Source organism: Pseudoflavonifractor capillosus, assembly GCF_016899775.1.
Taxonomy (GTDB): domain Bacteria; phylum Bacillota; class Clostridia; order Oscillospirales; family Oscillospiraceae; genus Lawsonibacter.
In genome coordinates this window covers 1-20,586 of record NZ_JACJJE010000053.1, presented here as the reverse complement: position 1 = coordinate 20,586, position 20,586 = coordinate 1, and the positions used below count along the sequence as shown (strand labels likewise).

The following is a 20,586-nucleotide window of genomic DNA, read 5'->3' as shown; positions in this document are numbered from 1 at the left end:
GCCGTGGCTCATCTCCTGGAGCACCACATAGTCCCACTTCTCCTTTTGGAGCGCCGCCTGGGTCTGACTGCCCAGCCGGGTGTTGGGGTTCAGCTGTTCCGACAGCCGCGCCCCGCCCCGGGTGTGGTGAACCACCTCCGCCCCGGTCAGGTCAGCCAGCATCTGGGGCATATGGTTGGTAAATGTAAAGCTGTTGCCCAGCATAAGGATCCGCATGGCACTCTCCTTATTCGTTTATTTACTGCTTTCCACTGCCATTATACACGGCCCCGCCGAGAGGAACAAGGCCAGGAAGCGCGATGGGCCTATCAGATTTTGCGACGCAAGATACAAAGATAAGGCTGCGGCCGCGTGAACTGATCGTGAATAGGTGGTCATGATTCCGTGTTTTGAAAATTGTGCAGTTTGCCTTTGCCTCTTTTCGGAACGAATTGTGGCGGAGACGGACAAGAAACTATGTCTACAACGAAAATTCAAAACAAATCCGAAAAAGTGTGTTGACCACATTTGAGGTCTTATTTATGCAGAACGCCAAACAAATCATTGTCGAAAAAGTTACAAAAACCGCCTCAAAACATCAGTTTTGAGGCGGTTTTTGTCTTTTGTTGCCGAAAAAGATACAGCCCGGAAAGCCTTGCGGCTCAATGGATTCAGGGTTTTGCGCAACTTGTATTTTTGTTTTTCTGCGCTTTTTTCAAGCCATTTCCGAACCCCCATATTGACATACTGACAAAGCCATGTGCAAACAGGATACGAAAAAATGGCCATGCGTCAGCACAGCCCTCTTTCTTACTTCAGTCTTATGATCTGCTCATATAGCATAGCATACTTTTTCTCGATCACCATATTGCTGTGGTAGTGGCCGAAGAACCAGTACCGGAAGGTACATTTCTGACGCACTTCGTCGAAGAACTCGGTCAGTGCGTCTTTCTTGAACATTCCTCCGCTGAACACATCCTGTATGCTGGAGGGGCAGCAGTGGCTGATGATGTAATCCACATTCCAGTGGACACGCTCCAGATTTGCTCTGGCTTCCAGATATTCCGCTTCGCTGGGCAGTTCCTCGGCCCACCAGGAACGATGGTTCACACGAAACAGCGCACCGCGCTGTTCGAGTTGCTGAAACTTTTCCTCGAAGTCTGGATCGTCCGGCTCCAGAATGCCATCCTGGATATCATGGGAGGATGCGCCGCCCATGGTAAAAAACTTCCTGCCGTTGAGCTCATATACCTGGCCCCGCATGAGATGCAGGACGGAGGGACGTATCCTCTGGATCTGTCCGCCATGCCACTCCTCTTTGGGATAACCTTTGTAGGTGTCATAGTTTTCATGGTTCCCGAGCACGAAGGCAGTGGTGTAGGGCAGACTATCCAGCCAGTCCAGTCCTGCATCATCCCGTGGATCACCGTACCAGATTCCACCAAAGTCTCCGCAGGCCAGAACCAAATCCTCCTTGGTCATGTGTTCCTGCTCATAGAAGATGTCGGGCCGGAACCGGCAGAAATCTCCATGTGTATCTCCTGTTATAAAAATTTCCATAAGTAAATCGCTCCTTGTCTCTATTTTAGCATACGGACTGTTCAATCTCCAAATCGCTGTATCGGAACTTGACCCGGATTGTTTCCGCATCGACTACAGTGACCCGTTCAATCATCTTGCGAACGACCTCGTCATCATAGTGAGGAAAGCCATTGAGATGTTCCTCCAGATAAGTTGCGTACTCTGCCATACGTGAGTCCTCGTTGATTCTGTTGGCTGCCTCTTTCTTCGCCGCATCGATCCGTGTCTGCAGGTGCTGCTTTTCTTCCAGCAGGGTCTTGAGTTGCTCTGCTATCGTCAGATCCTCCATGTTGGCTAACGCCTGATCCAACAGGGCGTTCTGTTGTGCGGTCAGGGCTTCCAGTTCATGCTCCAATTCCAACAGGTTGTTACCGACCCCTTCCGGGGTACATACCATTCGGAGCGTCTCTGCCAGTTCATCCTGTAGGCCATCGCTTGCTTCGACTACCCGGTTAAGCACCGTGAGAATTGCGGTATGCAGCTTGTCCTCCGCCATGGAAGGCGAGTTATGGCAGTATTTTTTCCCGAATTCCAACCGGGAGACGCACCGCCAGACGATCCGTTTGACGCCGTTCCTGGCCCAGGTACACCGCTTATAGGGCCGTAGGGCTCCCCGATGATGTTTGTCCTTTTGGGTGTCACATTTTGCACCCACAGGAAAATGGGATGGTGCAAACACATTGCACCATCCCATTTTGGAAGCGCTTATGACGCCCTCGGACGTTTTGATCGTACCATTTGGAGAAACGTAAAGGTATGTTGTCTCTCGCTGCATAAAAAGTAGCCAGCAGACAATGGTCTGCTGGCCGACTATCCTTTATATTTTTTCTCTGTCCTCTTGACGGGATACGGTTCAGCCCGTGAACGACAGGCGGCAAGCCCCGCAGGGAGGTTGGGATCAATTCAGGTTGTCAATTTTTCTTATTGCCGTACTACAAACTCAAAATTTTCACCATAGCCCACCTGATAGCTGGTGTGGACGGTCTGCCCGTCGCTGAGACGAACCACCCGCCCTTTCATTTCCAACTGCGGAGCGTTGCGGGAGACCTGCAGAAGCTTGGCCAGTTTCGCATCGGCCCGAACAATGCTGAGACGCATGGTGGTAGCGCGCAGCTCGATGCCCTTCACCTCACGGAGATAGCGATAGGTGGAGTCGTTTTCCAGATCAATAGACAGCAGATAGGCGTACTCCAGGGGGTAGTAATTGTCCTCCACAACCAGTGGACGATCCCCGGCATAGCGCAACCGGCAGATGCGGACGGCCGGTTCCCCCTCTTGAAGCTTGAGTATTTCCCGGGTTTCAGAGGATTCCGGGATCTTAATTCCCGCCTCCAGAATTTTGGCCCGGGCCACCAGGCCGTTGGAGCTACACATCTCGCTGAAGCTCATGGGGCCGGCGCCGAAGCCGCGGGTGAATTTTGGGGCGCAGAGGAAGGTGCCCTTGCCCTGCTTCTTTTCCACCAGGCCTTTGCTCACCAATTCGTCCACCGCTCTGCGGATTGTGATGCGGCTGACATTGTATTGTTTTGACAACTCGCCCTCGGTGGGCAACCGGCCGCTGGGGCTGTACAGCCCAGCCTCGATATCATGGTTCAGCTGATCTACGATCTGCGCGTACAGGGGAACGCTGCTGTTATAATTCAGTGTGGAATCCACGCACGGTCGCCTCCTGGTATTGATTATGATATACAATTACACAGAATGATCCTATAACATTCTATTTCATATATAGATAATTATATCATAGACAGTATGGCAGAGCAATATCATTTATTAAAACTGCAAAATAATACCCGCCGCCGTGTAAACAGCATGGGCCATTGCAAGGCGGGCGGAACCCAGGGACTTCAAACACGCAGAGAAACTGGTGGGCCCCCTCTCACAGAGCAAAAGGAGGCCCATTGACTTGTCTGCGGAAAAGAATCGGCAGGCGGATCCCGGTGCAGCGGGATACAGAACGGAACACTCAGAACTCGGCGCTTCCGGGGCGCATGTCCGACGGAAGCGGACACTCATAAGTGCGCCCCGCCATAGCGGCCTGGAATTCATCCCGCATGGCCCGCACCTTGTCGGGGGAAGTGGCCAGCTCGGCTCCAGTCAATGCCATGATCTTTGCCGCAGTCAGCATGCCGTTGAAGCACAGGGAGCGCTTGCCCTGGGCCACCTGCTGCCAGGAGTGTCCCGGGGTGTCCTTGGCATAGCAGGCAGTTGTGACCTGCATGGTAGGAGTAAACCAGCTGACGTCGCATACGTCGGTGGAGCCGTATTTTGCATGGGGAATCTCGGTGTAGGGATAAATGACATCGTTGATGACCTTGCCGCGGATCTGGGGGATCAGTTCCTGGGCTGTTTTACCGTAGAGATAGGAGAGGTTGTTGAAGGTGCTCTCCTCGGAACCGGCCGGGAATGTCTCGTGTATTTTGGCACAGAAGTCCAGATCCTCCTGGGTGTACGGCGTCGGGCCCACCTGCAGGAATTTCTCATAGGCGATCCGTTCCAGAGTGCGGTTGGGAATGAGCTCGGAGAGGCCGCCCTCGTAGAGCACCTCCACCCGGGTGCGGCTCATCATGGCGGCGCCCTTGGCGATTTCCTCCACCCACTGGGCCGCCGCTACAGCCTTTTTGTGGGTATAGGCCCTGATGTTGTAGACCATCTCCGCATAATCCTGAATAACATTGGGAGCGGGCCCGCCGGCGTTGGTGACGGCGTAATTGATGCACACGTCCCGCTCCACATGGCCGCGCAGATAGTTGGAGCCTACGCCGGTCAGTTCAGTGGCCTCCAGGGCGTTGCGGCCTAGATGCCCCTGGGAGGCGGAGTGGGCGGCTACGCCGTAGAAGCGGATGCGAAGATTTTGAATGGCCATGAAATTCATTGACCAGATATTGTTGTCGTCGCAGGGGTGCCAGGTGATGGCACAGTCGGCATCGTCAAACAGCCCGGCTTTGGCCAGGTAGATTTTGCCTGCGCCCCCCTCCTCTGCGGGACAGCCGTAATAGCGGACGGTTCCCGGCAGGGAGTGCCGCTCCATATACTCTTTCAAGGCGACTGCGGCAGCCAGCGCCCCGGTGCCCAGAATATGGTGGCAGCAGCCGTGTCCGGGGCCCCCCTCCACAATGGGGGTGTGGACGGCTACGTCCGCCTGCTGGCTGAGGCCGGGAAGGGCGTCATACTCCCCAAGAAAGCCAATCACGGGTTTCCCGGAACCGGCCTCCGCCACAAAGGCGGTTTCCATGCCGGCCACGTTCCGGCGCACCTGGAAGCCGGCCTGTTCCAAAAGTTCCTCCAGCGTCTGTGCGGAGCGATACTCCTGAAACGCAGTTTCGGCGTAGTCCCAGATTTGACTGGCGGCGGCAATGTAGGCGCTTTGTTTTCCCTCAATACTGTGAATCAGCTCCTGATGATCAATCATGAGAACCTTCCTCCTTCTCTGGGTCAGTCAGATCAGACGGGGCTTGCTGCCCCGGTTGTACTCGGTGACATGCGACAAAGTGCCCCGGCTCCACTTCGCACAGAGGGGGGGGGACTTGAGCGCATTGCTCGGTGGCATAGGGGCAACGCAGGTGAAAATGGCAGCCCTTGGGCGGATTGGCGGGATTGGGGACGTCGCCCTGCAGGATGATGCGGTTGCGGTGGGTGGCGGGATCAGGCAGGGGGATCGCGGAGAGGAGGGCCTGGGTATAGGGGTGCAGGGGCCTGGAGTACAGGCCCTCCTTGTCCGCCAGCTCCACAATCCGGCCCAGGTACATAACGGCGACCCGGTTGCAGATGTGGTGCACCACAGACAGGTCGTGGGAGATAAAGATATAGGTCAGCTGAAAACGCTCCTTCAGGCTGGCGATCAGATTTAAGATCTGTGCCCGCACAGACACGTCCAGGGCGCTGACCGGTTCATCGCAAATGACCAGCTTTGGATGGGTAGCCAGGGCGCGTGCGATGCCGATGCGCTGCCGCTGACCGCCTGAAAATTCATGGGGGAAGCGGCTGAAATAGGTGCGGTCGATGCCCACCATATCCATCAGACGATAGATGTGATCCAGCTGCTCCTGCCCCTTGAGTTGGGGCTGGAAGAGCTCCAGCGGCTCCTGGATCAGCTCGCCCACGGTCATCCGGGGATTCAGGGACGCGCCGGGATCTTGAAAGATCATCTGCATCTTTTGGCGCATCAGGCGCATTTCTTCCCGGGACAGGGTGCGGATATCTGTCCCGTCAAACAGAATTTCACCGGAATCAGCCTCCACAAGGCGGAGAATCGTGCGTCCCAGGGTGGATTTCCCGCATCCGGATTCCCCCACGATGCCGAAGATTTCCCCCTCCTCCAGCTGGAAGGAGACGCCGTCCACCGCCTTTACCACCCGCTTGGGGCCGGACAAAAAGCCGCCCTTGGTTGTAAAATATTTCTTCAGATCCTTGACTTGCAGCAGATACTCACTCATTCAGGGCACCTTCTTTCATGCCGTTTTCATAGCGGAAGCAGCGAACCTTCCGTTCACCGATTTGATAGAGCCCTGGCATCTCCTGTTTGCAACGCTCTGTGGCATAGGGACAGCGGGGCCAGAAGCGGCAGCCGGCGGGAAGGTGATACAGGCTGGGCACCGCGCCTTTGATCACGTACAGCTTATCCTGGGGATCATCCAGACGGGGCAGCGCCTTCATCAGGCCCTGAGTGTAGGGGTGAAGGGGCTGCTGGAAGAGGGTGGCGACGTCACTGTACTCCATCACCATTCCGGCGTACATGACCAAAACATAATCGCTCATTTCCGCCACCACGCCCAGGTCGTGGGTGATCATGATGATGGAGGTGTTGAGGGACTTTTTCAGATTCCGCATCAAGTCCAGAATCTGGGCCTGGATGGTCACATCCAGCGCAGTGGTGGGCTCATCGGCGATCAGCAGCTCAGGATTGCAGGAGAGAGCCATGGCGATCATGACCCGCTGGCGCATGCCGCCGCTGAGTTCGTGGGGATACTCGTCCACCCGCTTTTCCGGCGCCGGAATGTTGACCAGACGGAGCATTTCAATGGCCTTCTCCTTGGCCTGTTTTTTGGTCATGGACTCGTGGCGCAGAATCATCTCGCTGATCTGCCAGCCCACGGTGTAGACCGGGTTCAGGCTGGTCATGGGCTCCTGGAAGATCATGGCGATCTCCTTGCCGCGAAGCCTGGCCATCTCCTTGGGGGGCAGATGGGTGATATCCTGTCCCTTGAACTGGATGCTTCCGTCCACGATTTCCCCTTTCGGAGGAAGCAGGTGAAGGATGGACATGGCGGTCATGCTTTTGCCGCATCCGGATTCTCCCACAATGCCCAGCGTCTCTCCCTTATGAAGGATAAAATCGACGCCATCCACCGCCGGAACCAGGCCTCTGGAATCTTTAAAGTAGGTCTTCAGCCCCTTTACTTCCAGTAAAATTTCCTCATTGTCCATGGAAGAACCTCCAATTTCTGTGTGTCGTTGGTACACGGTGTGGGAAGAAAAAATCTCTCTGCACCCCTTGCAGGATGCAGAGAGATGCCAATTACAAAACGGCTGTATTGAAAGAAGGAGAATGAATTATGCCAGCTTCCAGGTCCAGACCTCGTAGTTCCACCAGATGAAGTCATCCATGGGGATCTCCGCAATCCGGGTGGAATAAGCCTGCAGGTCATTCTGGTGATACAGCCAGATGTAGGGCTGATCCTCAACCAGGGCGGCCTGATAGGCGTCAAAGGCCTCCTTGCGCTCGTCAAAGTCCACCAGGGAGTTTCCGGCGGAGGCCAGGTCGTACCACTTGCTGTCAGTCAGCAGGGAGTAGTTCTGGGCGCTTCCGGGCTGCAAGATAACAGCGCTCTCGAAGGGGTCGATATTGGAGCCGCCGCCCAGCAGACCGAAGTCAAACTCGCCGTTGCGCATCATTTCCAGAACGGTGGCAAAGTCATAGGTCTGGATCTCCACGTTGACGCCGATGGCACCCAGGTTCTGCTGGATGATCAGAGCGGACTGCTCGCGCACCTGGTTGCCCTGGGGCACCAGCAGACGGTAAGTACGGCTGAAATCAAAGCCGGCTGCCTCCAGCTCGCTCTTGGCAGCCTCGGGGTCATAGGTGTTGGGCACCAGATCCTCGTTGTAATAGGGGTGGTAGGAGGGCATGGGGCCTACTGCTACGGTACCCTCGCCGGCCATCAACTGGTCAACCATCAGCTGCTTGTCGATGGCCTTGTCAAAGGCGGTACGGACGGCGGGATCCTGGAAGGTGTCGTTGCCCTCAGCCAGGTTGAACTGCATGTACTGATAGGAGTAGGAACTGACAGACTTGGCCACCAGGTTGTCTGCGGACTGAATCGTCCCCCAGTCGGCCAGCGGCACGCTGCCGGCGCCCACCACATCGATGTCGCCATTGAGCAGACCGGCGGTCAGGCTGGCCGCGGGAACCACGCGGATAACGAAAGTCTTGAAGTCGGGGCAACCCAGGTAGTAGTTCTCATTAGCGGTCAACTCCAGCTCCTCACCGGCCGTTTCGCGGACAAACTGGAAGGGGCCGGCGCCCACGGGATTTGTCCAGAAGTCGGAATCGTTGATGGAGGAGTAGTCCCCGGTATCCAAAATGTGCTGGGGCAGGACGTACAGGAAGCTGCACAGAGTGGAGAGAACGCTTTGCTCGTCCATGGGGCCGTTCAGGCCGATCCGCACGGTGTGCTCGTCAATGGCCTCAACCTGGAGCTGATCGGGGTCGGCGCAGATGCCGTTTTCATCGGTGCCGCCCACACAGACAAACTTGGAGCGGTAATAGTTGTTCATCTTTTCGTTGGTGACGGCCTTCAGGGTGAACACCACGTCATCGGCGGTAAGGGGCTCGCCGTCGTGCCAGGTGGCGTTCTCGTTCAGATAGAAGGTCATGCTCATGTTGTCATCGGCCATCTTCCAGCTGTTGGCCAGGCGGGGCAGATACTCACCGTCGTGGGTGCAGGAGACCATCCGCTCAAACATCTGGTCAGCCACGCAGTTGCCGTAGTTGCCGGAGGTGTTGTAGACGTTCAGGGTGTTCCAGGTGGAGATGATTGCCATGGTAACCACTTCATCCTTGGGGCCGGAGGTAGTTTCTCCCTGGGAGGTGGATCCGGAGCCGGAGGCCGCGGGCTCTTCCGAGGAGGAGCTGGAGGGGCCACCGCAGCTGGCCAGTACCAAGCTGAGTGTCAGAACAGCCGCCAAGAGAGTGCAGAGTTTCTTTTTCATCAGGCATACCTCTTTTCAAAAATATTTCCTTGCAGGGCCGCAAAGGAGCTCGGGGAGATAACCGTCAACGGATGGAGGTTTTGGGATCCAGTGCGTCACGAAGACCGTTTCCGATGAAGTTGATGCTCAAAATGGTAATCATCAGGGCCAGACCGGGAGGAAGCCACATCCACTGGCAGCTTTTCAAAATGGTGATGGACTGGGCGTTGTAAAGCATGTTGCCCCAGGAGGCGGCAGGCATCTGAACACCCATGCCCAAAAAGCTCAGGGAGGACTCCAGGATGATGGCCGAGGCGATGCGGAAGGTGATGGAAATAAAAATGGGGGCGATTGCGTTGGGCAGGATGTAGCGGGCAATGATCACGCCGTCCCGCTGGCCGATGGCCTTTCCGCCTTCCACATAGTCCTTCTCCCGCACGGACAGCACTGTTCCATAGATCTGACGGGCGAACTTTGTCCAGCCCAGTACACCGATTACCACGGTCACCGTCACAATGGATGGGCCGAACATGGAGACCAGGAACAGGATCAGGATGGTGGACGGGATGGTCATGAAAATGTCGGTGGCCCGCATGACTAGAGTTTCAAACCAGCCCCGGTAAAAGGCCGCCAGCAGACCCAGGGGAATACCAATGGCAACGCTGATCAGCGTACTGATGATACCAACGAAGAGGGACACCCGTCCGCCGTACAGCAGGCGGGACAACACATCGCGGCCGGTGGTATCTGTGCCCAGAACGTGCTGTTCACTGGGGGGCGCGTTAAACGCCACCACGTCGATCTGCGCCTCGTCATAAGGCAGGAGGGGCGGGACAACCAGTACGATGATCGTCACTACCACCAGAACGATCAGGCCCAGGACGGCCAGTTTGTTTTTGCAGAAGCGTTTAATAAAATTACGCCATTCTTGATTCAAGCTGCACACCTCCGGGCAATGGTATTGCGTGTGTAAACTTATTCATGGCGGATCCGGGGATCCAGCACTCCGTAGAACAGATCTGTCAGAAGGTTGAAAATCAGAACCGCCACTGCTGTGATAATGGTGACGCCCATAATGACAGGGTAATCTCTGGAATTGATGGACTTCAGCATCAGGTTGCCCAGGCCGGGCCAGGAGAAGACCTGCTCCGTCACCACGGCGCCGCCCATCAGGAGGGGAATCTCCATGCCCAGATATGTCACCACGGGAATAAGTGAGTTACGTAAAATATGCTTGATAACCACCACGCGCTCGAACAGACCTTTGGAGCGGGCGGTGCGCACATAGTCCTCTCCCATAACCTCCAGCATGCTGCTACGGATGTACTGGATCAGACTGCCGATCATGGTGCTTCCCAGTACACAGGCCGGCATAATCAGATGCCGGAGCAGAGAGAGAAGGGTGGCGTCGTGCCCTGTGTCGTACATGCCGCCGATGGGCAGCAGCCCAAGCTGGACGGAAAAGATGCTCAAAAAAACCAGAGCCAGGAAAAAGCTTGGAGTGGAGGTGGACAGGAAGGAGAAAACGGAGGAAATCGTGTCCCAGATCCCGTTCTGGTGGCGGGCCGACTGGACGCCCAGGGGGAAGGAAACCACACAGGCCACCACAACGGCGGACAGGGTCAGCAGCACGGTGGGCCAGAGCGCGTCCATCAGCATCTCCATGACGGGCTGGCTTGTGCGGTAGGAGAAGCCCAGGTTCCCGCAGAAGAAATTTTTGATCCAAGAGATATACTGAATGTGGAAGGGATCATTCAGACCCAGTTCCTCCGCCCTTCGCGCCACCTCGGCCTCCGAGATGTTGGGGTCGCTGAGCAGCAGTTCCAACGGACTGCCTGTGGCGTTGTAGCAAAGGGCAAACACAACCAGGGTGATGCCGAGGAATGTTGGAATGGCAATCAAAAGCCGTTTGAGTACATATTTCCTCATACTAGCCTACCTTTCCATGCCCAGACTGGCGACGAGATATTGGAGTGGGAACGGGAAGACCGCCGGATGGGGTACAGGGGACTGCCTCGCCGGCGTCTCTTCCATTGCAACTATTATATTATAACATTACATAAGCTTTAATTGATATCATAACATTATAATAACTATGTTGGAATTATATCACCAATCGCCGGATAGTGCAATAGGATAATGCGAAAAAATGCAATTTTTTGTAGAATTTAACGAGAAGCACTGGCCCACTGCAGTGGAAGGACAATGGACAGTGCAGCGGGCCGGCTACCGGTGTTCACAAGAACGGGAAAATCGGGTGATGAAAACTCAATAGTCAAACTTCCACATATAGCGGCGGTAGGACATGGGGTGCATCCGCACATCGCCCATAGCCGCGATGAACTGCTTGGAGATGGGGTGGAGGAGCAGCGCGTTGAAGTACTCCGCCACCTGGGTGTCCAGACGGCCCAGGCCCAGTTCCTCCGCATCAATGATCCAGTGATGGCCGGCGAACTGGTTCAGGAAACGCTCGGCCCGCTCGTCCAGAGGGCGGGTACGGCCCACGCTTTTGAACAGCAGGATGGCCAGATCCTTGTCACAGGTTTCAAAGGCCCCATGGAAATACTCTCCGGAGTGGACAGGCACGCAGTGTACCGTCTGCATCTCCTGGAAGAAGCAGAAGGCGTCGGAGTAGGAAACCTCCCAGGCAGCGCCGCTGCTCATAACGTTCCACACAGTGTCGTCCTTATAGGTCATGGCAAACTGGGCCGCCTGCGCCTTTACGCCTTCGTGGGCGGCGCCGTAGATTTCCGGCATCAGCTCAAAGGCGGTCAGAGCCTTGTCATAGGCAGCATAGTGGTCGTACTCCTTCAACAGCCAAAAAGCGATCTTCAAGGCGGTGCCCTGGCTGTTGCAGTGGACAAGAGAGGGATCCTGATACCACTCGTCGGCGTGGTAGTAAGTGATGTAATAGCGGGCGGTTTGAGCGGTGAGAGAGTCGGCGTAGCCGGACAGGCCGATGGTGACGGCGCCCTTTTCATTGGCCACCTTCAGGGCCTCTACTGTCTCCGCTGTGGCCTTGGTGGAGGTGGCAATGACCAGAGTATTGGGCCCCACGGTTCGGGGAGTGGCATTCACAAACTCACTGCTGTTGTACCCCAGTACCTTCAGGCGGCTCTCCTGCCCCAGAAGGTAGCGGGCCGGATAGGAGGAGGCGAGGGAGCCGCCGCAGGCCACAAAGATTACCTGCTCCAGGCCGCCATTAGCAGCCAGATCCACTTTTGCCTTCTCCATGACGTCAATAACTTCCTGCATACCTTTTACCATCGGTGTGTTCCTCCTTTATTTCGCACGGCAAGCGGCGGTTGCGGCTTCATCCACCTGGAGCCGGGAGCCGCTGCAGCTGATAACCACGGCGTACTGATCCTTGGCGGCCTCAATGGACACCTTTCCCTCAATCACGTCCTGCAGAACCTTTTCCGGCGGACGTTTGTGCGGGTCGCCGTACCCGCCGGCGCCCGGAGTGACCACCCGAATTACATCACCCTTGTTCAGAGGCAAGCTGGTGGTCTTGTGCCCCATCCGGGTGACAGAGCCGTCTGCGGCCGCAATCCGATAAAACGCGCCGGTGCCGCCGGGAAGGCCGCTTTCCAGCCCCCAGGGGTGGAACTTATGCCGGTCGCCCAGGCCGGTGTACAGCACATTGTCCTGGAGAACCTCCAGTTCCCGCTCGATTCCCAGGCCGCCGCGCAGCTCGCCGGCGCCGCCGGTGTCCATCTTCAACTCGTACTTCCGGGCCAGAATTTTGGTGAACTCCATCTCAGTGGCCTCGATGGGCATGTTGGAGGTGTTGGTCATGTTTACCTGGACGCCGGAAAGCCCGTCATAGTGACGGGATGCTCCGCCGCCGCCGGCAATGACCTCGTGGAAAATAAACACGCTGTCTGTGCCGATGGCGCCGTCGCCGGCCAGAATGGTGGTGGTGCAGGCGCCGTTGCCTGCGGTGACAATGGTGTCCGGGAAGATGGGAGCCAGGGCGCCGAAGATGGCGTCGGGGATCCGTTGCTCACAGTCGATCTGGGCTCCAACCGGGCTGGGCTCGGTGGGATTGACGATGCACCCCTTGGGGGCAATGAGAGTCACAGCCCGGTTGATTCCCTCGTTGGCGGGGATGTCGTCGCCCATCAGGGATTTTACCGCGAAAAAAACCGCCGCCTGGGTACAGGGATAGGGCACGTTGATGGGGGCCTTGATCTGCTCGGCAGTGCCGGTGAAGTCAAAGGTGAGCTGATCTCCCTTCACAGTGATCGCCACATGGATGGGCAGGGGATTGGGATATTTGTCTCCGCAGCCGTCCACATAGTCGGTGTAGCTGTACACGCCGTCAGGCAGATCGGACACCACCGCCCGCACCCGGCGTTCGGAGTAGTCCACCAACTCCTTCATGCAGTCGATGAGGGTGTCGCCATACCGGGCGTAGGCCTCCTGGAGCCGCTCCACCCCGATGAGGTTGGCGGAGATCTGGGCGGTCAGATCGCCCTCCCGCTCCTGGGGAACACGGGTATTGTCCAGCAGCAGATCCATGACGCTCTGATCCAGCACTCCCTCCCGGCGAATCCGAATGACGGGGATTCGAATTCCTTCCTGGAACAGGGAGTCCGCATCGCCGGAAGTGGAGCCGGGAACCTTGCCGCCGATGTCCGAGTGGTGGGCAATGTTGGCAATCCAGCCAATGAGCTTCTTCCCAGAAAAGGCAGGGGCCGCGATCACGATGTCAGGCAGGTGGTTGCCGCCCCCGTGGTAGGGGTCGTTTGCAATGAACATATCCCCGGGTTTTACGTTTTCCCGGCCGAATTTGGCATAGATGTTGGGAACCACGCCCAACATGGAGCCCAGCAGTACAGCCAGGCTCTCCACCTGGGCCACGCTGTTCCCGTCCGGATCGATGACGGCGGTGCACACGTCCCGCCGCTCCTTCATGTTGGTGGAGTAGGCGCTGCGGACGATGATACCGAACGTCTCCTCAGAAATGGACATCAACAGATTTCGCAGAACCTCCACGGTTACTGTATCAATTTTTCTTCCCATCTTACTTCTCCTCGTCATGGATCTTCAGATTGTGATAACCGTCCACATGAATTGTCCAGCCGGAGGGAACCACCAGGGTGGTGTCCATCTGTTCACAGATACAGGGCCCGGGGATGGCTTGGCCGGGCACGAAACTCTCCCGTTGATACACCGGGGTCTTTACATAATAGTTGTGTCCCTGGAACAGCACCTGACGGTAGGCAATGGGTTCGGGCAGGTCAGCGTCCGGACGCAGGGGCTCTGCCGTCAGCTCCGGCTTGTCGATGATTCCGATGGCGGACACCCGATAGTTGACTACCTGAACCACGGCATCCTCCTTGCAGTAGCCATAGCTGCGCTTGTGTTCGGCGTGGAAGTCAGCCAACACCTTCTGGAGCACCTCGCCGGTCATCTCGCCGGTGGGTACCTGGATGCTGATTTCAAAGTTTTGACGCAGATACCGCATATCCAGGAAGTACTCAAACTGGCGGCGATCCTCGGGCACGCCTTCCTTATCCAGCAGTTCATTTCCTTGCCTGGCCATGCTTTGGAACTGACGGGACATCTCCGCCACATTTTCTGGGACGGCGGGCAGCACCATGGTTCTGGACAGGTCAAACTTAGTATCAGCCAGCAGCAGGCCCAGACTGCAAAGAGTACCCGGGTGAGGTGGGATCAGAACCTCTTTCATCCCCAGTTCCTTGGCAACCTCGCAGGCGTGGAGGGGGCCGGCTCCGCCGAAGGCCATCAGACTGAATTCCCGCACGTCATAGCCCTTCTCCACCGAGACGCTGCGGATGGCGCGCACCATGTTGGAGTTGACCACGGTGATGATGCCGTTGGCCGCCTGCTGGAGGTTCAGATCGGATTTATCGCAGATCTTGTTCTGGATGGCCTGCTTGGACAGCTCGATATCCACATCCATACGGCCGCCCAGGATCTTCTTCTGATTCAGCTTGCCCAGGACGATGTTGGCGTCGGTGACACAGGGATTCTCACCGCCCCGCATGTAGCAGGCGGGGCCGGGGGTGGCGCCTGCGCTCTTGGGGCCCACTTTCAGGGCGCCGCCCTCATCGATTTTGGCAATGGAACCGCCGCCGGCGCCGATCGTGATAATGTTGATCATGGGGATGCGGGCGGGATATCCCTCCACCTCCCGCTCGTTGGATACCTGGGGAGTGAAATTCTCAATGAGGGAGATGTCCGCGCTGGTGCCGCCCATGTCAAAGGTGATGATTTTGTCCGCGCCGCACTGACGGCCGATAAAGGCGGCGGCGATGACGCCGGCCGAGGGCCCGGACACGGCGGTCTTGATGGGGCAGTCCACCGTCTCCTTGATGGAGATAATGGAGCCGTTGGACTGGGTGACATAGGGTTCCACCCGGATACCAATGCCCTCCACGGAATCCCGGAAATTATTTACGTACTTTTTCATCACCGGGCCCAGGTAGCTGTTGAGCACGGTGGTGCTCATGCGGCTGTACTCCCGGAACTCGGGTACCAGCTTGCTTGAGATGGTGACATAGGCCTCTGGAAATTCTTCCTGGATGATCTCCTCGATACGCAGCTCATGGACGGGGTTGACAAAGGAAAACAGGGTGCACACCGCAATGGCAGTGACCTGCTGTTCCTTCAGGTAGCGCACCACCTGCCGAGTCTCCTCCTCGTCCAGCGGGGTGTCGATGGTTCCGTCATACCGGATGCGCTCCGTCACAGTGCAGTTGAGGCCGGAGGGAATCAGCGGGAAGGGCTTCTGCGCCTGAAGGTTATACAGGGAGGGGCGGCGCTGGTTACCGATCTCCATCAGATCCTTAAAGCCCTTGGTGGTGATCAGGCCCACGCGGGCGCCCTTTTTTTCAATCAGGGCGTTGGTTCCCACTGTGGTGCCATGGGCCAGATAGCCGACGGAGGCCGCCTCCGCCTTTTTGATTGCCAGTACAGACAGAATTCCTTGGATAATGGCCCTGGAGGGATCAGAGGGGGTAGAGCTGTCCTTGTAGTGGAACAGCTCTCCGCTCTCCTGATCAAAAACGGAGAAGTCTGTAAAGGTTCCGCCGACGTCCACGCCGATCATATAAGACATGTGTGTTCACCTCATTTTGAATTTCTCTCCACGCTCCGGGGTGTGTGGAGTAACACTTGCGATTAAATCATCATGTCATAATATAACATCATATTTCTACATCACATAGACTACCCCAAACAGAGACAGTTGTCAAGTGCTTCTTGTCAAATAAGATAAAAATTCGGCAAAAAAGAGAGGGAGAATTAGGAAAAGAGCCGTGCTCCCAGGCCGGGAGGAATTGGAGTTCCGCAGCCAAAGGCGCCATGGGTCAGGCAGGTCTGGGCTGAAAAATCAGCTGCCCGCTCCAGAGCGGCGGGGATCACGGCGGCGCGGAAAAGAGCTCCCGCCCATGTCTGTGCATCTCCCGGCTCCATGGCGTTCAGAATGGAGATCAGCATGGCGCAGGCAAAGCTGTCGCCCGCCCCCATAGTATCCACCGGCTCCACCAGGTGGGGGAGTTGGCGGTAGAACCGGGTTCCGTCAAAGACGGTGGCCCCCTTGCTTCCACGCGTGGCAACCACTGTGCCGCATCCCCGCTGGCACAGGCGGCGGCACAGGGCTTCCGTGGCCGCGTCGTCCAGCTCACTGCAGGAGAGGAAAGCAAAATCCACATAGGGGCAGACGCGGGATACCCGATCCTCCTCGTTCCAATGGTAGGAAAAGTCATAGCTTACCAGGGCGGGCAGCTTGTGGAGGGCGGGCAGCAGGGCGTCTGTGAAACCGTTATTTGTGGTATGGATCAGCTGAAAGGAAGAGAGATAGGAGAGATCGTCTGGCGTCAGCTGGATGGGGTGCTCACGCAACACACCGCCCCGGTTGCTGCCCTGGAATACCCGGTCGCCGTCCACCAGCGTGACCTTGGCAAAGCCGTTTTCACCGGGAAAGCTGCGGCAGTGGCCGCAACCCACCCCCTTTTCATCCAGTGTGCGCTGGACATGCTCCGCCACCTCGTCCTGCCCGAAAACGCCCATAAAATCTGCCTGAGCCCCAAGCTGTGCGGCGAATACGGCAAAGTTCAGGGCTTGTCCGCCGGGGTACATGATCCCTGTGTGAAGGTATACATCACAGACGTTGTCCCCAAGCCCCAGAACCTTTGGCATAAAAACACCCCCTGAAAAATATGAGGCCGCAAGTGCGGCCCTCTGCGTCGTCCGGCTGCCCCCGGACAGAAAATTTGAGCAATCGGCCAAAAGTGATATTATATAACGTTATATGCTATGGTGAGATTATAATATGGAGGCATGGAAAAGTCAAGAGCCAGCCAGGTTTTCTCCTCCCTTGTGCCGAACCGTAGGGATGCTACAATAGAACCCCCCGGCATCTGCACAGGTTCCCGCGGGAGCGAGAAGGGGCGAGCGCCGGAGTGAGGGAAAAGACGAGACGCGGAGGGAAGAGGGAGCGAGCAGATGTACCGCCTGGCTGTGTGAGGACGAAAAGGAGCTGCGGGAGTATGACGAGCAGATGAGCATCCTCTTTGTCACCAGCAGCGAGGAGCACCTGAAGGAGGGCTACCGAGTGCGGCTCATCCAGTACCTATTCAAGCCGGTGGATCGGGAGGAGTTGATGTAAGCTATCCAGACTGACCTGCACCTTTTCCACCAGCGGAAGTCCCTGGTGCTCCGCTCCGAGGGACAGGCGGTGGCCTTTCCTGTGGAGGACGTCCTGTACATTGAGAACCAGGATCACGCGGCGGAGGTGCAGACGGTGGAGGAGAACTGGCGCTTCTGACTCAACCTGTCCCAGGTGGAGCGGCTACTGCTGGCGGGAGTCTTCTGCCGCTGCCACAACAGCTTTCTGGTGAACATGGCCCACATCGTGCAGATCACTCGGAAAGCGGCCAGCTTGGACAACGGGACATCGGTGCCGGTGAGCCGGGGGTACTATGAGACGGCCAGAAGCCAGTTTCTCCACTATCTGAACACAAAGTGAAATTTTGTGCTCCCGCCCCTACGAGGCCGCAGGAACACAAAAGCAAATTGGGAATTCTAACACACAGCCGCCCGCCGGGATCCCCGGCGGGCGGCTGTGTGTTCGGTCGGCTATGGGAAGGTCAGGGGAGTTTCAGGGCAGCCTCCACGGTGAAGCGCTCCCCATCGTGGCTGAGATCCAGCATCCCGTGGTACTTCTCCACCACTGACCGCATCTGGGCCAGGCCGAAGCCGTGGCTGTCCATGTGAACCGCCCCAGATTGTGGGGACAGGAGAAAAAAGAGCCCCTGGTAGGAAATATTGAAATTTTAGGAGTAGAGGCGTCGCTTCAGCGGCGCCTCTCCAGTTTTGAGCTGGATGCGCTCGTGGTTGTAAAAATCGATATAGCGGTCAATCATCTCGTTGGCCTGACGGAATGAGGATGGTTTGTGGCGGTACCGTATCCAACCGAACCTCTGCGGGAAGGGTATCGCGCCAATAAAAGTTGTCCAGCCGGACGTTGGAATTGTTGGCAATGCCGGAGAACGTATAGCGCACCGGCTGGCCCGCCATGATCTCCTTGGGGCCGGTTTTGGTAATGGACACGCCGGTAGTCAGGCTCTTGTTGGTCACCTCAAATTTGACGATCTGTCCCTCATGTTCCAGATAGGCGGTGAGTTCCGTTTCATTTACGCCGTAATTGGCCGGAGCCTTGACCTCTCGGATGGTATAGCGGGAGAGGGGCAAAGGTTTGGACACGGCCAGCCCTCGGCTGTCGGAGCGGATGGTGTCCACTAGATTACCCGCCTTATTGTTCGATGTCTGCTGTGTCTCTCTCCGCCTCCGTGCTGGCCTCGCTGGCGTCTGGAGTGGTACCGGCGGCTCCGTTGTCCTCCGGGGCTTCCTCGGTGCTCTCCGGGGCCTCCTGTGGGACCAGGCTGGCCTCGGCTTCTGCCAGCGCCCGCTCGATCAGGCCCAGGACGAAGTCCCGCTGGGTGAGCTTTAAGCCGGTCCGAGCCGTTTCTCTGGCCAGATGGGTCTTGATGCGCTGGAAGAGTTCCTCGGGGATCTGGAATGCCATCGTTCTGCTGCCTGTCATGTTGATTCCTCCATTCTCATCTTTCATCTTGTAGTATTCAGTGAGCAGTGCTGCGATGTACTGGCTGGTGGTCATCTCCAGGCGGTCTTTTTCTTCTGTTACCCGGTTGTGCAGGGCAATGTCGATTTGAGCGCATAGGTTTTTCTTGTCTGCCATGGTCTGCTCTCCTTTCCTCGTTTTGCAACGCAAGTATATCCAAAACCATGGCGGAAAGCTATTACCAATACCACTAAGGAATGGGGAACAAAGCAAGCAATACTACTAACTGAAACATTCCTGCCTAAAAAAGCGAAAAGCCCCCGTTGGCAGTCCATTGTCCATTGGACTACCAACGGGGGCTTTTCGCTCTACCGTTGTTTGCTCCGGGGTTCGAGTCACCACACACCATAAAAACGGCCTTTTGTATCTCTGTCTCGGCTTGTGCTCGATTTTACCCCCTGAAACGGCTGAAACCCTTGCCGCAGCAAGGGTTTCAGGGGTTGCATCTTTTTCAGCAACCTTAGTTGGTCCGAGTGGGGAGACTCGAACTCCCGGCATCTTGCTCCCAAAGCAAGCGCGCTACCAACTGCGCTACACCCGGTTATGAAGTTTTTCAACTGTGGTCAAATATGGGGTCAGCGCCGGTTTTTGACCCGTTCCCGGCGAGGGGCAAAACTCCGTCGGCCTTAGCGTCCCAGAGGTTTCCAGGATTTTGGGGAAATGTGGCTCGAACTCCGGCCTCACGCTTCCAAATCACGTGCGCTACCAACTGCGCTACACACAGTTATAGAATTTTCTGATTGTGGTCATGTGCAAGAACGTACCTTCAAACGAAAACTCGCTTAAGTAGTATAGTATATTTTGAAAAAGATTGCAAGAGGTCCGTGGGATATGTTAAGATATTTTCGCAACAAAACAGAGAGGTGACACAGCATGCGCATGAGAAAGAAGCCGAATCTGGGAGCGCGGATGGAGCGCTGCGCCCAGTTTTTGATTGAGAACCCAAAGGAGCTGCGCGGTCAGTGGCGGACCCTGAAGCCGGAAGCCCGGCAGCTCTGGCTAGAGCTTGGCTGCGGAAAAGGCCGCTTTACCGCCGAGACGGCGGAGCAGAACCCGGACGTCCTCTACATCGCGGTGGAGCGGGTCCCGGACGCTATGATCGTGGCTATGGAGCGGTGCGCCGCCAAAGGATTGAGCAACGTCTTTTTCGTGGACGGGGACGCCGCCCTGCTCCGGGAGTTTTTTGCCCCCGACGAGGTGGACCGCCTGTTCATCAACTTCTGCGACCCCTGGCCCTCCAACCGCCACGCCCGGCGGCGTCTGACCCACCAGAATTTCCTGGTGCTCTACCGGGGGATCCTGAAGGACGGAGGGCAAATCCATTTTAAAACGGACAACCGCGACCTGTTCGAGTACTCCCTGTTCCAATTCCCCAAGGCGGGGTACACCCTCTCCGAAGTCACCCGGAACCTGCACGAGCACGGCATCCAGGGCGTGATGACCGACTATGAGGCAAAGTTCCATGAGCTGGGCACTCCCATCAACCGCTGTGTAGGCACTAAAGAGCATCTGGAGACCGAGCCGGAATTTCAGCCCATCCCCGGCCCCGACTTCCGCCGTGCTCCGGATAGCGAAGCCTCAGAAAATGCCGCCCCGCAATCGTAATCTAAAACTGGATAGAAAACAGCGCCGCCTGAGCATTGAACTGAACCCGTAAAAGCGGACAATAGACAAAACGCCCCCTGATGTAGGAAAATGGAAGTACTACATCAGGGGGT

18 protein-coding genes, 1 tRNA gene and 2 pseudogenes are annotated in these 20,586 nt (G+C 56.8%); 2 read left to right on the top strand and 19 right to left on the bottom strand.

All coding sequences use genetic code 11. The features are described 5' to 3' along the window. From H6B31_RS13640 to H6B31_RS13570, 15 genes and pseudogenes are all read right to left on the bottom strand, one after another. Positions 1-216, bottom strand: a pseudogene (locus H6B31_RS13640) (SGNH/GDSL hydrolase family protein); the annotation flags it as partial. A gap of 339 nt (positions 217-555) precedes the next feature. Beyond that, a complete protein-coding gene (locus tag H6B31_RS13635; protein ID WP_204899006.1) occupies positions 556-768 on the bottom strand; it encodes a hypothetical protein in 213 nt (70 codons plus the stop codon). 21 nt (positions 769-789) lie between these two features. Then, entirely contained in the window at positions 790-1,539 is a 750-nt protein-coding gene (locus H6B31_RS13630) for a metallophosphoesterase family protein (RefSeq protein ID WP_204899005.1), read from the bottom strand. A gap of 25 nt (positions 1,540-1,564) precedes the next feature. Further along, positions 1,565-2,056, bottom strand: a complete 492-nt coding sequence (locus H6B31_RS13625) for a hypothetical protein (RefSeq protein WP_243419057.1) — start codon at positions 2,054-2,056, stop codon at positions 1,565-1,567. Between the two features lie 425 nt (positions 2,057-2,481). Next, on the bottom strand, positions 2,482-3,216 hold the full coding sequence (locus H6B31_RS13620; RefSeq protein ID WP_204899004.1) for a UTRA domain-containing protein: 735 nt from the start codon (positions 3,214-3,216) through the stop codon (positions 2,482-2,484). Between the two features lie 310 nt (positions 3,217-3,526). Then, positions 3,527-4,972, bottom strand: coding sequence for an amidohydrolase (locus tag H6B31_RS13615; protein ID WP_204899003.1), 1,446 nt, complete (start codon positions 4,970-4,972; stop codon positions 3,527-3,529). Beyond that, a complete protein-coding gene (locus H6B31_RS13610) occupies positions 4,965-5,996 on the bottom strand; it encodes an ABC transporter ATP-binding protein (RefSeq protein ID WP_204899002.1) in 1,032 nt (343 codons plus the stop codon). The genes H6B31_RS13615 and H6B31_RS13610 overlap by 8 nt, the downstream gene beginning before the upstream one ends. Continuing rightward, positions 5,989-6,987 carry an ABC transporter ATP-binding protein gene (locus H6B31_RS13605; RefSeq protein WP_204899001.1) on the bottom strand — a complete coding sequence of 333 codons (999 nt, stop codon included), beginning with the start codon at positions 6,985-6,987 and terminating at the stop codon, positions 5,989-5,991. Before H6B31_RS13605 ends, H6B31_RS13610 begins: the two co-directional genes overlap by 8 nt. A gap of 126 nt (positions 6,988-7,113) precedes the next feature. Beyond that, the gene (locus H6B31_RS13600) at positions 7,114-8,772 is read right to left on the bottom strand and encodes an ABC transporter substrate-binding protein (protein ID WP_204899000.1); all 1,659 of its coding nucleotides are present in this window, start codon (positions 8,770-8,772) and stop codon (positions 7,114-7,116) included. Between the two features lie 64 nt (positions 8,773-8,836). Beyond that, entirely contained in the window at positions 8,837-9,688 is an 852-nt protein-coding gene (opp4C, locus tag H6B31_RS13595; RefSeq protein WP_207752345.1) for an oligopeptide ABC transporter permease, read from the bottom strand. A 38-nt stretch (positions 9,689-9,726) separates the two neighbouring features. Further along, on the bottom strand, positions 9,727-10,680 hold the full coding sequence (locus H6B31_RS13590) for an ABC transporter permease (RefSeq protein WP_204898998.1): 954 nt from the start codon (positions 10,678-10,680) through the stop codon (positions 9,727-9,729). Positions 10,681-11,019: 339 nt separating this feature from the next. Next, positions 11,020-12,018, bottom strand: a complete 999-nt coding sequence (locus H6B31_RS13585; RefSeq protein ID WP_204898997.1) for an SIS domain-containing protein — start codon at positions 12,016-12,018, stop codon at positions 11,020-11,022. 15 nt (positions 12,019-12,033) lie between these two features. Beyond that, on the bottom strand, positions 12,034-13,779 hold the full coding sequence (locus tag H6B31_RS13580; RefSeq protein WP_204898996.1) for a hydantoinase B/oxoprolinase family protein: 1,746 nt from the start codon (positions 13,777-13,779) through the stop codon (positions 12,034-12,036). Between the two features lies 1 nt (position 13,780). Next, positions 13,781-15,841: a hydantoinase/oxoprolinase family protein gene (locus H6B31_RS13575; RefSeq protein ID WP_204898995.1), complete on the bottom strand. Its 2,061-nt coding sequence runs from the start codon at positions 15,839-15,841 to the stop codon at positions 13,781-13,783. Between the two features lie 185 nt (positions 15,842-16,026). Next, positions 16,027-16,923, bottom strand: a complete 897-nt coding sequence (locus H6B31_RS13570; protein WP_204898994.1) for a fructoselysine 6-kinase — start codon at positions 16,921-16,923, stop codon at positions 16,027-16,029. A 643-nt stretch (positions 16,924-17,566) separates the two neighbouring features. On the opposite strand from H6B31_RS13570, the gene H6B31_RS13565 reads away from it, so the two are divergent. After that, positions 17,567-17,752, top strand: coding sequence for a LytTR family transcriptional regulator DNA-binding domain-containing protein (locus H6B31_RS13565; protein ID WP_204898993.1), 186 nt, complete (start codon positions 17,567-17,569; stop codon positions 17,750-17,752). Positions 17,753-17,873: 121 nt separating this feature from the next. On the opposite strand, the gene H6B31_RS13560 is transcribed toward H6B31_RS13565, so the two are convergent. The 4 genes and pseudogenes from H6B31_RS13560 to H6B31_RS13545 all read right to left on the bottom strand — a co-directional run bounded on the left by H6B31_RS13560 (position 17,874) and on the right by H6B31_RS13545 (position 19,409). After that, entirely contained in the window at positions 17,874-17,996 is a 123-nt protein-coding gene (locus tag H6B31_RS13560; RefSeq protein WP_204898992.1) for a GHKL domain-containing protein, read from the bottom strand. A 166-nt stretch (positions 17,997-18,162) separates the two neighbouring features. Continuing rightward, positions 18,163-18,543: pseudogene (locus tag H6B31_RS13555) on the bottom strand (MSCRAMM family protein); the annotation flags it as partial. Then, a complete protein-coding gene (locus H6B31_RS13550; protein WP_204898991.1) occupies positions 18,539-18,985 on the bottom strand; it encodes a translation initiation factor 2 in 447 nt (148 codons plus the stop codon). The gene H6B31_RS13550 and the pseudogene H6B31_RS13555, both read right to left, overlap by 5 nt. Before the next feature lie 348 nt (positions 18,986-19,333). After that, positions 19,334-19,409, bottom strand: a tRNA-Pro gene (locus tag H6B31_RS13545). 332 nt (positions 19,410-19,741) lie between these two features. On the opposite strand from H6B31_RS13545, the gene trmB reads away from it, so the two are divergent. Beyond that, entirely contained in the window at positions 19,742-20,473 is a 732-nt protein-coding gene (gene trmB, locus H6B31_RS13540) for a tRNA (guanosine(46)-N7)-methyltransferase TrmB (RefSeq protein WP_204898990.1), read from the top strand. Positions 20,474-20,586 lie beyond the last annotated feature (113 nt).

Excerpts from the sequence above, each read along its gene's own strand:
- H6B31_RS13560 (WP_204898992.1), bottom strand. The coding sequence starts at position 17,996 with ATGGACAGCCACGGCTTCGGCCTGGCCCAGATGCGGTCAGTGGTGGAG.
- H6B31_RS13610 (WP_204899002.1), bottom strand. The coding sequence starts at position 5,996 with ATGAGTGAGTATCTGCTGCAAGTCAAGGATCTGAAGAAATATTTTACA.
- H6B31_RS13590 (WP_204898998.1), bottom strand. The coding sequence starts at position 10,680 with ATGAGGAAATATGTACTCAAACGGCTTTTGATTGCCATTCCAACATTC.
- H6B31_RS13615 (WP_204899003.1), bottom strand. The coding sequence starts at position 4,972 with ATGATTGATCATCAGGAGCTGATTCACAGTATTGAGGGAAAACAAAGC.
- H6B31_RS13585 (WP_204898997.1), bottom strand. The coding sequence starts at position 12,018 with ATGGTAAAAGGTATGCAGGAAGTTATTGACGTCATGGAGAAGGCAAAA.
- H6B31_RS13550 (WP_204898991.1), bottom strand. The coding sequence starts at position 18,985 with ATGGCAGACAAGAAAAACCTATGCGCTCAAATCGACATTGCCCTGCAC.
- H6B31_RS13600 (WP_204899000.1), bottom strand. The coding sequence starts at position 8,772 with ATGAAAAAGAAACTCTGCACTCTCTTGGCGGCTGTTCTGACACTCAGC.
- H6B31_RS13605 (WP_204899001.1), bottom strand. The coding sequence starts at position 6,987 with ATGGACAATGAGGAAATTTTACTGGAAGTAAAGGGGCTGAAGACCTAC.
- H6B31_RS13575 (WP_204898995.1), bottom strand. The coding sequence starts at position 15,841 with ATGTCTTATATGATCGGCGTGGACGTCGGCGGAACCTTTACAGACTTC.
- H6B31_RS13630 (WP_204899005.1), bottom strand. The coding sequence starts at position 1,539 with ATGGAAATTTTTATAACAGGAGATACACATGGAGATTTCTGCCGGTTC.
- H6B31_RS13580 (WP_204898996.1), bottom strand. The coding sequence starts at position 13,779 with ATGGGAAGAAAAATTGATACAGTAACCGTGGAGGTTCTGCGAAATCTG.
- H6B31_RS13570 (WP_204898994.1), bottom strand. The coding sequence starts at position 16,923 with ATGCCAAAGGTTCTGGGGCTTGGGGACAACGTCTGTGATGTATACCTT.
- H6B31_RS13635 (WP_204899006.1), bottom strand. The coding sequence starts at position 768 with ATGGCCATTTTTTCGTATCCTGTTTGCACATGGCTTTGTCAGTATGTC.
- trmB (WP_204898990.1), top strand. The coding sequence starts at position 19,742 with ATGCGCATGAGAAAGAAGCCGAATCTGGGAGCGCGGATGGAGCGCTGC.
- H6B31_RS13625 (WP_243419057.1), bottom strand. The coding sequence starts at position 2,056 with ATGGCGGAGGACAAGCTGCATACCGCAATTCTCACGGTGCTTAACCGG.